Source organism: Ruegeria sp. AD11(2025) (assembly GCF_056542405.1).
This window is the reverse complement of record NZ_JBQFZU010000018.1, coordinates 25,517-40,302: the sequence shown is the minus strand read 5'-3', so window position 1 is coordinate 40,302 and position 14,786 is coordinate 25,517. Positions and strand designations below refer to the sequence as shown.

Sequence of the window (14,786 nt, the reverse complement as noted above, 5' to 3'; positions counted from 1 at the left end):
TTCCCGGTTCTTTTATGCCCTTCCTCAAGCAGCCTTTCGAAGCTTCTTTACGGCAGTTTTTACTTCTTGATTGTCTGTTAGATTTCTCAGCAATTGTGACAGGTCTTTTTCTTCGACCAGCTTTGCGGCTTTTGTCGGTGAAAACCAGTGACGCGTCCGCTCACCTTCTTCCTTCCAGTGTCGCTTCAGCTTTTCAACGACCAGAGGGTAAAGAGTGACGCGGCAGCGAACGCTGCTTTTGCCCTCGTATCGCTTGTCGTAGAAAAAACAACCGATTGGCCGCTTCGAGATGGTACCGACTGCGCCCGCTTCTTCCTGAGCTTCTATTTCTGCTGCATGCCATGGCTTTTTGCCATCCATTAGCCATCCCTTTGGGATAACCCACCGGCCGGTATCCCGCGAAGTGACCATCAGAACACGCAACTTGCCAGTCTTGTCCCAGCGCATCGGAAGCGCCGCAATCTGATCTGCTGTTTCGCTGTCGCTCATTTTGTCCCTCAATGCCGCACGATCAAAAAACAAAAGGAAGCTGTCTTATTAGCAAGTTGGCCAGTTAAAACACTCCCTCGATTTTGCTTCTGAATTTGATCAGCCTGTGCATCTTTTGCTCTGCGCTTTGAAACACTTGGAATTTCTCGAATTCTCACAACCTTCCGAGGGTTATGCAACAAAAATTATTGCAAAATGCCCGAAAGCCCACAAAGGTAGGTTTCGAAACCTAGTCGGGTTGTCGGATGTCCAAAACCAAAACGCGCGGCAAAATGTTTGAAAAGAACCAGAGCCGGGTCAAGAAATCCGATCGGCGCCAACAGATACTGTTGGAGTTGAAGCTGCGCCCGCACGTTCGCATCAACGAACTGGCACAGCGGTTTAATGTCTCTAACGAGACGGTGCGCAGGGATTTCGACGCCCTGTCGAACGACGGTTTGATCGCGCGTGCACACGGGGGGGCGTCAGCCCCTGCGCAAGGACACTTTCCAGGCTTGGATGAACGGACAAACGCACAGGTTGAGGAACGTGAGCGGATAGGTGTTAGCGCGGCAGAACTAATTCAGGGCGGTGAAACGGTCATGATTGACTCCGGTTCAACCACCATCGAGATGGCACGTGCGCTGGCTTATCTCGGCACCCACTGCACGGTGATCACCAATTCAATTCCCGTTGCGATGACCCTTGGCCATGGAGCTGCCCAAGTCCTGTTATGCCCAGGGGAATACTTGGCAACTGAATCTGCTACGATCGGAACCGAGACGCTGGAATTTCTGTCCCGTTTCAATGTCGACAGGTGCATGATCGGTTCCTCAGGGTTCTCAACCGAGGGTCCTTCAGAGACAGTGCAGGGTTTTGCTGCAGTAAAAAGGATGATGCTGACACGTGCCGAGAAGCGGCATCTTCTTATTGCTTCCGGCAAGTTCGGTCGCAAAGGCCTGTCTCAAGTGGGCGACCTTAGCGGCTTGGATTCCATAGTTACCGACAAAAAACCAACAGGAGAATTGCGTAACGCTATTGAGGGCGCCGAGGTCGATGTTCTCGTCGCCGGGTAGGCATGCCATGATTGATTGACAGCGGATCGAAAAAAGGGCCGCGCATAACTGGGAGGAAAACATGAAGGTCGATTTCAAACTATTGGTTGGGGCATCCGCAATTGCGCTCATGTCGCTGAGTGGGACGGTGTCGGCGCAGGATTGTCCGCGCGGTGACTTGGACGAGCGTTTTTGTGACGCCGACGGAGATCTGATCGCGGATATTCCTACTGATCCTAGTGAGTGGATTGATCCCGACACGTTGATCTTTGCTTATACTCCGGTCGAGGACCCGGCGGTTTATCGGGACGCATGGGTCGAATTCATCGACCACCTTGAAGAAGTTACCGGTAAAAAGGCCGAGATATTTCCGGTTCAATCGAACGCAGCACAGATCGAAGCTATGCGGTCCGGCCGTTTGCATATCTCTGGTTTCAATACTGGATCGAACCCGCTGGCTGTAAACTGCGCGGGGTTCCGGCCATTCACGATCATGGCTTCGGAAGACGGACATTTCGGCTATGAGATGGAGTTGATTACTTTTCCGGGATCAGGGGTCGAGGCGGTTGAAGACATTAAGGGCGGTAAGCTTGCATTCTCGTCACCTACGTCAAATTCTGGGTTCAAGGCACCCTCTGCCATCCTGAAGGGCGACTATGACATGGTTGCGGATCGTGATTTTGAACCGGTCTTCTCGGGTAAGCACGACAACACGGTGCTGGGCGTTGCAAATAAAGATTATCCTGCAGGTGCGGTGGCCAATTCTGTCATGAAACGGATGATCGCTAGGGACGTGATCGATGCTGATCAGGTCGTGTCTATCTACAAATCGCAGACCTTCCCAACCACTGGCTTTGGTACCGTTTACAACCTTCCGCCTGATCTTCAGGACAAAATCAGAGAGGCGTTTTTCACATTCGACTGGGAAGGAACAGCACTTCAAGCAGAGTTCTCTAAATCCAACGAGGCTCAGTTTATTGAAATGAACTACAAAGATTTCTGGGATGTCATTCGCAAGATCGACGCAGCAAATGGCGTTTCCTACGCTTGCCAGTGACACACGGATAATCGGCGGGCCTGAACGGCCCGCCTACAGCCTATACAGGGACAATTTATGCTGCGTCTTCAGGAGCTAACAAAAACATACAAGACCGGGGATCAGGCGCTGAAAGCGGTTGATTTGGAGGTTCCCAAGGGGCAGGTGCTTGCGTTGATTGGTCCTTCAGGCGCGGGCAAATCGACCATGATCCGGTGCATTAACCGGTTGGTTGAACCCACAAGCGGTGGTGTCCTTTTGGGTGACGTGGACCTGACCAAACTCGGATCGGGCTCTTTGCGTAAAGCGCGCCGCGAAATGGGCATGATCTTTCAGGAATATGCCTTGGTCGAACGCCTCACGGTGATGGAAAACGTATTGTCGGGACGGCTGGGATATGTTGGATTCTGGCGCAGTTTCCTGCGACGATATCCGCAGTCGGACGTTGACGAGGCTTTCCGCCTGCTTGATCGGGTGGGGTTGTTGCACATGGCTGACAAACGGGCAGATGAACTGTCGGGTGGTCAACGCCAAAGGGTTGGCATCTGCCGTGCATTGATTCAAAACCCGAAACTGCTGCTGGTCGATGAGCCAACTGCGTCGCTGGACCCAAAGACCAGCCGTCAGATCATGCGCCTAATCACCGAGTTATGTCAGGAGCGCGGGCTGGCGGCCATCATCAATATCCATGACGTGGCACTTGCCCAGATGTTTGTTCCTCGCGTCGTGGGTCTCCGCTTTGGCGAAATTGTGTATGATGGTCTTCCAACAGGCCTTACCCCCGAGAAGTTGACCGAGATCTATGGGGAGGAAGATTGGGAAGCGACCATCGAAAAAGTGGACGAAGATGAAGATGTCGAGGCTGCGGAATGAGCCATCGAGAACTGGATGACATGCTTGGAAAAGGCTGGCGTAAGCCTGCCTTTGTCAAAAACCCATTGCTCCGTTGGGCATTGATCCTTGGCTTTCTCGCCTACCTGATTGCGGCTTTCATGACCATCGATGTTGACTGGGGCCGGGTCTATGAAGGGCTGGACCGGGGATGGGCATTTGTACTCGCGTTTACCAGCCCGGACTTCATTTCGCGGTGGTCAGATATTTGGAGCGGCCTTCTGGAGAGTATCGTGATGACCGTGGCCGCGTCGGTCGTGGGCATCCTGATTTCAATCCCGATTGGATTGGGAGCAGCACGCAATATCGCCCCACTGCCAATCTACATGATTTGCCGGGGCATTGTCGCGATAAGCCGGGCTTTGCAAGAGATCATCGTCGCCATTCTGCTCGTGGCTATCTTCGGTTTTGGTCCGCTGGCCGGATTTCTGACGCTTTCCTTCGCCACCATCGGGTTTCTGTCCAAACTTCTGGCCGAAGATATCGAAGCCATGGACAAGGTGCAGGCCGAGGCGATCAAAGCCTCAGGCGCACGTTGGCCACAATGGATCAACTATGGCGTTCAGCCACAGGTGATGCCGCGACTTGTGGGGCTTTCCATGTATCGGATCGACATAAATTTCCGAGAAAGCGCAATTCTTGGGCTCGTGGGGGCAGGCGGTATCGGTGCAACATTGAACACTGCATTCGACCGTTATGAATACGACACAGCAGCAGCCATTCTAATCCTTATCATCGGGATCGTCATGGCACTTGAATACCTTTCGGGAATTATCCGGGCGAGGGTTCAGTAATGCCGGTGCTTGAACGCGACGATGCGCAAATCTGGCGTCGGCGGACGACGGGCCAGAGTCTGGTTCGATGGTTCGGCTGGCTGTTGGGCGTGGCGATATTTGTTTACTGTTGGCAACTCATATCGGAATCGACGACTTGGTTTTTCGTCTGGGATGCGCCCCGCATCGCCAACGATATCTGGACCCGTGCAACGCCTCCTAAGTGGGACTACATCACCCAACTGGGCCGCCCGATTTGGGATACACTGAACATCGCTACATTGGGTACGATCATCGCCCTGTGCATGGCAGTGCCGGTTGCCTTTTTGGCGGCCCGCAACACCACGCCATCGGCCTTGTTCATCCGGCCCATTGCCCTGTTGGTCATCGTTTCGACCCGCTCAATCAACTCGTTGATCTGGGCGCTTCTTCTGATCGCGATTATTGGTCCCGGCGTCTTTGCCGGTGTCATAGCAATCGCCATCCGTTCCATCGGGTTTTGCGCAAAGCTTCTTTACGAAGCGATTGAGGAAATTGATCACACGCAGGTCGAAGCAATCACGGCGACCGGAGCTTCACGCTGGCAGGTCATGGCTTACGGAATCGTTCCGCAAATCCTGCCCGCTTTCGCCGGCATTGCCGTCTTCCGTTGGGATATCAACATCCGCGAATCCACGGTGCTCGGGCTGGTTGGAGCGGGAGGTATCGGGTTGCAATTGTCGGCTTCGCTCAACGTTCTGGCCTGGCCGCAAGTCAGCCTGATCCTTATTGTAATTCTTGTTGCGGTCATGATCAGTGAATGGGTTTCGGCGAAAGTACGAGGAGCCATCATTTGACCGGGTTCTCTGCGCAAGAGGCTTTTAATGCCTACGAGGCCGTGCGACATCGCCTTCCGGAAAACAGAACGACTGAAGTGAACTATCGTCACGCCGAGACGCTAGAGGACATAGCTCATGAGTTCGACGTGTTCCTTCTCGACGCCTTCGGAGTTCTCAATATTGGTGATACGGCGATCCCAGATACACCAGATCGGGTAAGGTCACTGAAAGCCGCCGGCAAGCGTGTTTTGGTTGTGTCAAATGCCGCAGGGTTTCCGCACGCCGCTCTTTTGGAGAAATATACCAGACTTGGATACGATTTTGCGCCACAGGACGTGATCACCAGCCGGGCCACGTTGCTGTCAGAGCTAAACGGTAAAAGTGGGTTGCATTGGGGATTGATGGCGACCCCCAGCGCCGGTCTTCGCGATTTGGAGGGGTTGAAACTCACTTATCTGGAGGATGATCCGAAGCCCTACGAAACCGTCGACGGGTTTTTGATGATCGGGTCAGCGGTTTGGACTGAAACGCGCCAAGCCATGTTGGAGACCGCCTTGCGAGAGCGTCCCCGCCCGGTAATGGTCGGCAACCCTGATATTGTTGCTCCTCGCGAGTACGGATTTTCCAAAGAGCCCGGTCTTTTTGCGCACCGGCTGGCAGACCGGACGGGTGTCGCCCCTCAGTTCTTTGGAAAGCCTTTCGGCAACATCTATGATCTTGCTTTCCAACGCCTCGGACATATCGACAAGTCGCGAGTTCTGATGGTTGGCGACAGCCTGCACACCGACATTCTGGGCGCACGCAATGCCGGCGTAATTTCGGCGCTGATCTCAGGATTTGGGTTCTTTGCAGGGCATGATGTTGAAGCAGCGATCAAAAAGGCAGGGATAGTACCGAACTTTGTCGTAACCCGCCCCTGAGTTTGGCGCGTTCCTTTTCGATGAATGCTCTGAATACAAAAAGCCAAAGGTCAGTTGTGACCGCAGATTGTGAATTCAGCTGACATTGGATTTCGCACCAGCAGCGCACAGCAGGTTCGACAAGCTGCTGCGCAGCATTAACAACTGATGACCAATGGCAGGAATGAGCCGAGAGCGCGTAGAATTGCATGCTCGTTTGAGCCAATGCTACGCCGATGTCAGAGCGGATTCTGACTCCGAAAAAAATCTCAATCGAAGTGAATGCTGTCGTCAACGACCACAGTTTGCCCAGTAAGCGCCCGTTGATCTGGCTGCAATGACATGCCCAAAGCGGCCCGAGGTGAGGGAAGTCTATGCGGAAAGCAAACTGGCTGTGACAATGTGGAGCCTGACCTTTGCCGAAGCCCATTCGGACGGTCCGGCCCTGTCCGCAGAATTCTTCAACGCGTCGGGCTGCGGGTTTGACAATAACAGAGGTCGGTTCTTGCATCCCAATCAGGATGCCTCTGATCCGCAGTGAGTCGGAAAGGTGGTCGCGGTGATCATTACCGCCATTGCCGGGTATTAGAGTGAGGGCTGAAAATTGTGTGGTTCAGCAAGATTATTCTTCCGGCGTCAACATTATCAGAACATTCTTCTGATCTGGGTGGTGGTAAATTCGCCACAAACACCATATGAAAAGCGTCACGAGTCAATCAGGCAGAAAAACAGTCCCGTGTTCGACCTACCCGCGCAGCGCGCGCATCTCTCCGAAAAGTATGACCTGGCCCCGTCGCCCGAGCTTGCTGCAAGCATGAGCGAAATCTACGACCGCATGTCCCGCGTGGTTTCGCCCGTGGATTGGGCGATCTATGCGCCCTATGTGAAGGCGATCAATGATCTGAAGGCCGAGCGCAACGCCGTTATTCTGGGTCATAACTATATGACGCCCGAGATTTACCATGGCATTTCCGACTTCGGTGGCGACAGCCTGCAACTGGCGATCAAGGCGACCGAGGTCGAGGCGGATGTAATCGTGCAATGCGGCGTGCATTTCATGGCCGAGACCTCCAAGATCCTTAGCCCGCAGAAAACCGTGCTGATGCCGGATATGGAGGCCGGGTGCTCGCTGGCGGAATCGATCACCGCTGAAGGCATCGAGGAAATGCGTCGCCGCTACCCCGGTGCGCCCGTTGTGTCCTATGTGAACACCACGGCTGAGGTCAAAGCGGCCTCTGACATCTGCTGTACCTCGTCCAACGCGGCACAGATCGTTGCCGCGCAGGACAGCGACACCGTTATCATGACCCCCGACCAGTATCTGGCCCAGAACGTGGCCCGCGATGTACCACAGAAGAATGTGGTCTGGTGGGAAGGCTCGTGCATCGTGCACGAACAGTATTCGGCCCGCGACCTGCGCGATTTCCGCGAATGGAACCCGGGCACGCGGCTGATCGCTCACCCCGAATGTCCACCGGACGTTGTGGCCGAGGCGGATTTCTCGGGCTCGACCAGCGGCATCATCAAATACGTCACCGATGAAAAACCGGAAAAGGCGCTGCTGATCACTGAATGTTCGATGGCATCCAACATTGCCGATGAACTGCCCGAGGTCGAGTTTGTCGGCCCCTGCAACATGTGCCCCTACATGAAGAAGATCACGCTGGAAAAGGTGCTGTTCGCTTTGGATACCATGACCGGACAGGTCGAGGTTGATGCGGACGTGGCAGACAAGGCGCGCCTTTCGGTTCAGCGCATGATCGACCTCTCGCGACAATTGGGTATTTGATCGACGACATGCAGACCGTTGAGACGCCGCGTGTGGTCATCATCGGGGCCGGGCTGGCGGCGGTTTACACCGCACTGAAGCTGGCCCCGTGTCCGGTTGTGATGATCTCGCCCGAACCGCTGGGCTCAGGCGCAAGCTCGGCCTGGGCGCAGGGCGGTGTCGCGGCGGCGATGGCGCGGACAGACAGCCCCGAAGCCCACGCCGAGGACACCATGCGCGCAGGCGCTGGGTCGGTCCTGCGCGAGGTGGCCGAGTTCGTCACCAAAGCCGCGCCAGAGCATATTCTCGACCTGTCCGACCTCGGAACCGGGTTCGACCGCACCGCCGACGGTGGCTTTGTGCAATCGCGTGAGGCAGCGCATTCGGCGGCGCGGGTGGTGCGGGTCAAGGGCGATCAGGCCGGGTCCGAGATCATGCGCGCGCTGATCGAGGAATTGCGCCAGACGCCTTCGGTTCAGGTGATCGAAGGCGCGCAGGCCGTTGGGCTGGAAAGCGACGGAACGAAGGTCACTGGTGTTTATCTGACCAACGCAGATACGGCCACGGCGCCAACCGTTCTGTTGCGTGGGGCAGCGCATGTCCTGGCCACCGGCGGGTCGTCTGGCCTCTATGCCCAAACCACCAATCCGGCGCGTATCCGGGGGCAAGGGATCGGCATGGCCGCCCGTGCCGGCGCGCGGATCGCTGATGCCGAGTTTGTGCAGTTTCACCCCACCGCGATTGATGTCGGAGAAGACCCGACCCCGTTGGCGACCGAGGCCCTTCGCGGCGAAGGCGCCGTTCTGATCGACCGCGACGGCCATCGGTTCATGCCTGATATCCACCCCGACGCTGAACTGGCCCCGCGCGATACAGTTGCCCGCGCCGTCTACCTGCAGGCGCAGGTGGGAAAACGACCCGCCTTGGACACCCGCGATGCTATCGGGGCGGAAATTGCGTCCCATTTCCCCGCAGTGACTGAAGCCTGTCTGCGCAATGGCGTTGATCCAGCGCGCGACCCGATCCCAGTAACCGCCTCGGCGCACTACCATATGGGCGGGGTCGAGACAGATCTGGCGGGACGCAGTTCCATGACCGGGCTTTGGGTCTGTGGTGAGGCGGCTTCGACCGGATTGCACGGGGCCAATCGCCTGGCTTCCAATGGGTTGCTTGAGGCACTGGTTTTTGCCCGCTCCTGCGCGCGGGACATTGCGGATGTGGTGACCACGCGGGACGCGCCCGAGGTTGATGCCCAATTGATCTCTGGTGATGAAACCGCGTTGGATCAGGATGTGGCCGCCTTGCGTCGCACCATGACCGAACATGTCGGTGTGGTGCGCGACGAACAAGGCCTGCGCCGTGCCTTGACACAAATAGCTATGCTTGAAGACAAACACTCCGAGTCCGCAGTGTTCCTCAACATGACCGCCACCGCCACTTTGATCGCCGCTGCCGCTTTGTTGCGCGAGGAAAGCCGCGGTGCGCACTACCGATCCGATTTCCCTGACCTTATTCCCGGCCCCGGCCAGCGTTCGGCCCTGACACTGACTCAGGCGATGGCCCTGCGGGACCGCATTGCAAAGGACGCAGCATGAATTATCCGGCTTTGCCCGACATGATCCTTGAACCCATGATCCGGTCCGCGCTGATGGAGGATCTGGGGGCCAATGGTGATGTCACTACGTTGACCGTGATCCCGGCGGATGCCACCTATAACGCCCGGCTGAACGCGCGTGAGGATGCGGTGGTTTCCGGCATGCAAGTGGCCGCGCTGGCGTTCCGTCTGGTCGATCCGTTGCTGCAGGTCACGACCCATCTTGCCGACGGTCAGCGGTGCGTCAAAGGTGATACGCTGATGGAGATCAAAGGCAGTGCCGCGTCGATCCTGTCGGGCGAGAGGGTGGCGTTGAACTTTGCCGGGCGCATGACGGGTGTGGCGACGGCGACGGCTGCACTGGTAGGTGAAACCAGAGGCACCAAAACGCGCATTACCTGTACCCGCAAGACGACGCCCGGCCTGCGCATTTTCGAGAAACAGGCCGTCCAGCATGGCGGCGGTTTCAACCATCGATTCTCGCTGTCAGATGCGATCCTGATCAAGGACAACCACATCGCAGCCGCCGGTGGCGTGCGGGCGGTGCTTGAGGCCACCAAGGCCCGCGCCTCGCATATGATGAAGGTCGAGATCGAGGTGGACACGCTGGACCAGCTGGCCGAAGTGCTTGAGATCGGCGGTGCCGATGTGGTGTTGCTGGACAACATGCCGCCTGAGATGCTGAGAGATGCTGTTGCGCTGGTGGACGGCCGGATCGTGACTGAAGCTTCGGGCAATATCAGCCGTGACACGGTGGCCGCCGTCGCGGCGACCGGTGTGGACTATATCTCGTCCGGCGCGCTGACCCATTCCTATCGCACCATTGATATCGGTCTTGATTTTTAGCTCAGTGCCGGTGCTTCCGGGGCGGGATCTTAACCCTGCTGCGCTCTGCCCAGAAGTCACGAAACATTGATCCCGTTGCCCTTGGCAAGTGGTTGTCACCACCACAAGTGGGGCGACGGGGTTCGGTATTGAGAATATCGGTGAAAATGCAGCCATGACATAGGAAAGGGACACATTATGGAAATACCCGTTATCGGTTTCATCGGCGTCGGCCTGATGGGGCATGGCATGGCGAGAAATATCCTTAAACATGGTTATCCTCTTGTCGTCATGGGGCACCGAAATCGCCAACCGGTTGACGATTTGGTGCAACGTGGTGCGACCGAGGTCACCTCGCCAAAACAGATGGCCGAACAATGTGACATCATCCATCTGTGTGTATCCGGCAGCCCTCAGGTTGAACAACTGGTCCGGTCAGATGACGGGATTCTGGCGTCGGCTAAGGCCGGGTTGATCGTGGTAGATTGCTCGACCTCCGACCCGGTCTCAACATTGCGGCTGGCTGCAGATCTTCGGGCCGCTGGCATGGATCTGGCTGATGCGCCTCTTGGCCGCACTCCAAAAGAGGCCGAGGCTGGCACTCTGGACGCCATGGTCGGCGCCGCGCCGGAGACCTTCGAGCGCATCAAGCCTATTCTCGACTGCTGGGCCGGTCTGGTCGTACACATGGGCGACGTTGGGTTGGGTCACAAAATGAAGCTGATCAACAACTTCATCTCGCTGGGATACGCCACGCTATATTCCGAGGCGCTGGCTGTCGCCCGCAAGTCCGGGCTAAGTGCGGAGCAGGTGGATTCTGTGATCCGCCCCGGCCGGTTGTCGAACGCGTTCTATGAAACCTTCATGAAGTGGACGCTGGAACGAGATGCAAACGCTCACAGGTTCACCATCACCAATGCGCATAAGGACATGCGGTATTTGGCGAACCTTGCCAACGATGTGGGTGCCGTGACCCCAGTGCAGGCCGTGCTGCGAAATGCATTTGCGGCAATGGAGGCCTCGGGACGCGGGGACAGCTACCTTCCGATGCTGGCCGATTTCACGGCTGATGTGAACGGATTGGCTGAAACAGAGGGGCCGAACTAAACCCCTGCGGCACCAATACAAGTGGTGCGGCGGCACAATTCATGACACACCCTAAGCCTGAAGGCTTTTCAGGTCAGGGTGCAGGCATGAAAGACGTCCCCCAAGTGGTCGAGGGTTATCCAAGGCGGTCGCTTGCCGTAGCCTTTGCAATCGGCATCGCGCTTGCGATCATCCTGTCTGTGTTCCTTTACATGTCGCGCGAAACAGGAAACCGCATTGGCGATATGCGGCAGGCCTGGCACAGCTATTCGGTGGAAACCACGCCGCGCGGTTACTGGATTTCCGACATCCGTGCGGATTTCGGCTATGGCGGTCTGATTCACAACTTCAAGAACTACGTGTTGCGGCAGGACCCGAGTTATGGCCCGGTTCTGCGTCAGCAATCGGCCCGCCTTTTGGGCACGATTCAGGCCTATCGCAATTCGGGCCCGTCGCAGGTGGAACTGGACGCCTTGCGGCAGATCGAAGACGTTGCCCTGGAATATACCGGCAATATACCCCTGATCGAGGAGGGTATCGCCGCAGGCCAGACCGCTGAACAGATCGACACCCGTGTCCGCGTTGATGACAGTGGCGCGCTGGCGGCTTTGGCGGCGCTTGAAAACCTGTGGGTCGAAGAGCGGGATCGCAGCCTCTCGGGCATGGTGCGGGCGTTTTCGGATGGCGAGCGGCTGGTGCGCAACTTCTCGGTTCTGCTGGTCGGGCTGATCGTTCTTGTCGGGGTGGTCGCCATTCTGACCACCTTGCTGATCGCCAACATCCTGCGTACCAACAGACGTCTGAAGGCCGAGCTGACATTGCGCGAGCAGGTTGAACTGGCCGAACGCAAACTGGCCCGCGCGGTGGAGCAAAGCCCGGCTTCGATCCTGATCACCGATACCGATCTGAATATCGAATACGCCAATCGCAAGTTCTTTGATCTCAGCGGGTACACGGCGGACGAGGTCTATGGCCACACGCCCAAGATGCTGCAATCGGGCTATTCCGGGCAGGGGGTCTACAAGGACTTGATGGGGCGGCTGAAACAGGGCCAAAGCTGGTATGGCGTGTTCCGGAACCTGCGCAAGGATGGCACGCATTACTGGGTTTCCACGGCCATTTTCCCGCTGGTGGATCAGAACGGCTCGGTCACGCATTACATCGGTATCGGAGAAGACATTACCGAAACCCGTCGCACCCGCGAACAATTCGCCCAGGTGCAGAAGATGGAGGCCGTCAGCATTCTGGCCGGCTCGGTCGCGCATGATTTCAACAACGTGCTGATGAGCGTGATCGGCAACGCCGATCTGATCGAACTGGATGCTGACGGGAACGAGGATGTCCAAACCTCGGTCAGCCACATCCGGATTGCGGCGCGACGGGCGCAGGCGCTGGTGCGCAAGATGCTGACCTTTGCTCGCCAGCGCCCACGCAACCCGCAGCGCGGTGATCTGGTGAAAGCCACGCAAGAGGCGCTGGAGCTGATCAAGGTCTCGGCCCCGCCCAGCATTGAGACCCGCTTTGACATTGAGATCGACGCGGCCTTTTCCGATTTCGACACCACCCTGTTTTTCCAGACCCTGCTGAACCTGTGCCACAACGCGTTCGAGGCGATGGGCGATCAGCACGGCGAGGTGGTGCTGAAGATCAGCCGGGTGGATGACAATGCGCTCGATGACTTGCCGGACGAGGCGATCGGTGTGATCCGTCTGGATGTCACAGACACCGGGCCGGGAATGAGCGACGAGGTACAGCAAAAGGTGTTCGAGCCGTTCTTCTCGACCAAACCGGTGGGCAAGGGCACCGGCCTGGGGCTGACCATCGTGCATAACAGTGTCGAGGAATCCCATGGCCGGGTTGAGCTGCACTCGGAACCCGGCAAGGGCACCCGGTTCAGCCTGTTCTACCCGATGATGCCCGCACTCAGCCGCGAACAGCAGGCCGAGCTTCGCGCGGTGGCCGGGGATGAACATGTGCTGCTGGTCGATGATGATGAAAACGTCCTGTATGTCACGCGCCGATTGCTGACCCGTTATGGCTATCGAGTCGAGGCATATTCTGATCCGCAGCGGGCGTTGGAGGCATTCCGCGCGGCACCGGACAGCTACGATGTCATCGTCACGGACCTGATGATGTCGGGTCTGAAGGGTACTGACCTGATCAGCGCGACCCGATCCCTGCGTCCCGGAGTGCCTACGATCCTGGTCAGCAGCTATTTCGACGACGCTGATACTCCGGATGCGAACGACTCCACGATCCGTGTTCAGAAACCCGTTGAGGTTCAGGACCTTGCGCGGATCATCCGTGCGTCGGCTCTGGGCGTTTCGTTACAAAATTTAACATCATTTCACAGACCTTAACCTGTATCAAATCACTACGAAACAACTGCCCCTTATGGTTCGTGTAGCTGGTCCGCGGCCAACCGTGAGATCGGAATAGCGAAAAAGGGGCTTTCAGATGATGACCAAAGCCAGAACATGGTTCTCGGCGCTATCGACAGTTTCGCTGCTGACGATGGGCGTTGCGGTTCCGGTTCACCAGGCCCAGGCGGATGAGCCGGGCCCGGTAGAAGCCATAGAGTTCGACCCAGCCAAGGCGGCCCTTGGCAAACGTTTGTTTTTTGATCCAAGACTATCTGGCGATACCGAGCTGTCCTGCGCCAGCTGTCACCAGCCGGAATACGGTTTCACCGACGGGCAGGCCCTGTCGGACGCTTACGCGGGCAGCCTGCATTTCCGCAATGTGCCAACGCTGATCAACAGCGCCAAGCGAGCTGCGTGGTTCCATGACGGGCGCATCGGTACCAACCTCAACGACGTGACCCGCGAAAGCATCACCGAAACCTATTCGATGAACATGGACATGCGTCTGATGCAGGAACGCATCAAGCAGGACCCTGTCTATGTCGAGATGTTCGAAGCCGCCGGATTTGGCGAGCCTTCGAACGGTGGTGTCCGCAACGCGATTCCGGAATACCTGAAAACATTGATCTCGCGGGGCGCGCCGTTCGACGCCGGTGAGATGTCTGAAGAGGCCAAAGCGGGCTATGAGCTGTTCAATGCCAGTGGCTGTAACTCCTGCCACTCGGGCGAGCGGTTCACCGATGACCAGCCGCACAATATCGGTGTTGGCGACAATCCCGATATCTGGGCAACTCCGGAACGGCACATCACCTTTGTGACCATGATGAAATTTCTTGGCGTTGCGAACTACATGAACCTGCGCGCCGACCCCGGCGCGTATATCCGCACCCACACCGCCGACACTTTCGGAACCTTCATGACCCCCACGCTGCGTGAGCTGTTCTATACCGCGCCGTATATGCACAACGGTACGCTGGCGACGCTTGAGGACGTCGTGGCCTTCTATAACGCTGGTGGTGGTGACGATGAAAACAAGGATCCGCGCATCAAGCCGCTTGGCCTCACCGAGACTGAGCAAGCGCAGCTGGTGGCCTTCCTCAAGGCCCTGTCCGGCGAGCCGCTGACCGGCCCGGAATTCGTCGCCGAGAGTATCGATACGGACTATGCGCCGATCGAGAACTGGCAAGACGCGACAAACTGAGGAGTGGAC

Annotated in this window: 14 protein-coding genes; 13 read left to right on the top strand and 1 reads right to left on the bottom strand. The window is 57.2% G+C overall.

From position 1 onward, the window contains the following. Positions 1 to 24: 24 nt before the first annotated feature. Entirely contained in the window at positions 25 to 489 is a 465-nt protein-coding gene (locus ACR1XY_RS16625; protein ID WP_480594732.1) for an NUDIX hydrolase, read from the bottom strand. A gap of 245 nt (positions 490 to 734) precedes the next feature. Between ACR1XY_RS16625 and ACR1XY_RS16620 the strand changes: the two genes are divergently transcribed. The 13 genes from ACR1XY_RS16620 to ACR1XY_RS16560 all read left to right on the top strand — a co-directional run bounded on the left by ACR1XY_RS16620 (position 735) and on the right by ACR1XY_RS16560 (position 14,777). Further along, entirely contained in the window at positions 735 to 1,544 is an 810-nt protein-coding gene (locus ACR1XY_RS16620) for a DeoR/GlpR family DNA-binding transcription regulator (protein WP_480594731.1), read from the top strand. A 61-nt stretch (positions 1,545 to 1,605) separates the two neighbouring features. Continuing rightward, complete coding sequence (gene phnD / locus ACR1XY_RS16615; RefSeq protein WP_480594730.1) at positions 1,606 to 2,580, top strand: phosphate/phosphite/phosphonate ABC transporter substrate-binding protein; 975 nt, start codon at positions 1,606 to 1,608, stop codon at positions 2,578 to 2,580. Between the two features lie 57 nt (positions 2,581 to 2,637). Then, a complete protein-coding gene (gene phnC / locus ACR1XY_RS16610) occupies positions 2,638 to 3,432 on the top strand; it encodes a phosphonate ABC transporter ATP-binding protein (RefSeq protein WP_480594729.1) in 795 nt (264 codons plus the stop codon). Then, entirely contained in the window at positions 3,429 to 4,244 is an 816-nt protein-coding gene (phnE, locus tag ACR1XY_RS16605; RefSeq protein WP_480594728.1) for a phosphonate ABC transporter, permease protein PhnE, read from the top strand. The genes phnC and phnE (ACR1XY_RS16605) overlap by 4 nt, the downstream gene beginning before the upstream one ends. Beyond that, the gene (phnE, locus tag ACR1XY_RS16600; RefSeq protein ID WP_480594727.1) at positions 4,244 to 5,059 is read left to right on the top strand and encodes a phosphonate ABC transporter, permease protein PhnE; all 816 of its coding nucleotides are present in this window, start codon (positions 4,244 to 4,246) and stop codon (positions 5,057 to 5,059) included. The genes phnE (ACR1XY_RS16605) and phnE (ACR1XY_RS16600) overlap by 1 nt, the downstream gene beginning before the upstream one ends. Then, complete coding sequence (locus tag ACR1XY_RS16595) at positions 5,023 to 5,961, top strand: HAD-IIA family hydrolase (protein ID WP_480594726.1); 939 nt, start codon at positions 5,023 to 5,025, stop codon at positions 5,959 to 5,961. Before phnE (ACR1XY_RS16600) ends, ACR1XY_RS16595 begins: the two co-directional genes overlap by 37 nt. Before the next feature lie 340 nt (positions 5,962 to 6,301). Beyond that, positions 6,302 to 6,481 carry a hypothetical protein gene (locus ACR1XY_RS16590; protein ID WP_480594725.1) on the top strand — a complete coding sequence of 60 codons (180 nt, stop codon included), beginning with the start codon at positions 6,302 to 6,304 and terminating at the stop codon, positions 6,479 to 6,481. A gap of 195 nt (positions 6,482 to 6,676) precedes the next feature. Then, positions 6,677 to 7,729, top strand: coding sequence for a quinolinate synthase NadA (gene nadA / locus ACR1XY_RS16585; protein ID WP_480594724.1), 1,053 nt, complete (start codon positions 6,677 to 6,679; stop codon positions 7,727 to 7,729). A gap of 8 nt (positions 7,730 to 7,737) precedes the next feature. After that, entirely contained in the window at positions 7,738 to 9,303 is a 1,566-nt protein-coding gene (locus ACR1XY_RS16580) for an L-aspartate oxidase (protein WP_480594723.1), read from the top strand. Continuing rightward, complete coding sequence (gene nadC, locus ACR1XY_RS16575) at positions 9,300 to 10,148, top strand: carboxylating nicotinate-nucleotide diphosphorylase (protein WP_480594722.1); 849 nt, start codon at positions 9,300 to 9,302, stop codon at positions 10,146 to 10,148. Before ACR1XY_RS16580 ends, nadC begins: the two co-directional genes overlap by 4 nt. Before the next feature lie 177 nt (positions 10,149 to 10,325). Beyond that, positions 10,326 to 11,234, top strand: coding sequence for an NAD(P)-dependent oxidoreductase (locus ACR1XY_RS16570; RefSeq protein WP_480594721.1), 909 nt, complete (start codon positions 10,326 to 10,328; stop codon positions 11,232 to 11,234). Between the two features lie 86 nt (positions 11,235 to 11,320). Then, complete coding sequence (locus ACR1XY_RS16565; protein WP_480594720.1) at positions 11,321 to 13,573, top strand: hybrid sensor histidine kinase/response regulator; 2,253 nt, start codon at positions 11,321 to 11,323, stop codon at positions 13,571 to 13,573. A 97-nt stretch (positions 13,574 to 13,670) separates the two neighbouring features. Beyond that, positions 13,671 to 14,777: a cytochrome-c peroxidase gene (locus tag ACR1XY_RS16560; RefSeq protein WP_480594719.1), complete on the top strand. Its 1,107-nt coding sequence runs from the start codon at positions 13,671 to 13,673 to the stop codon at positions 14,775 to 14,777. Positions 14,778 to 14,786 lie beyond the last annotated feature (9 nt).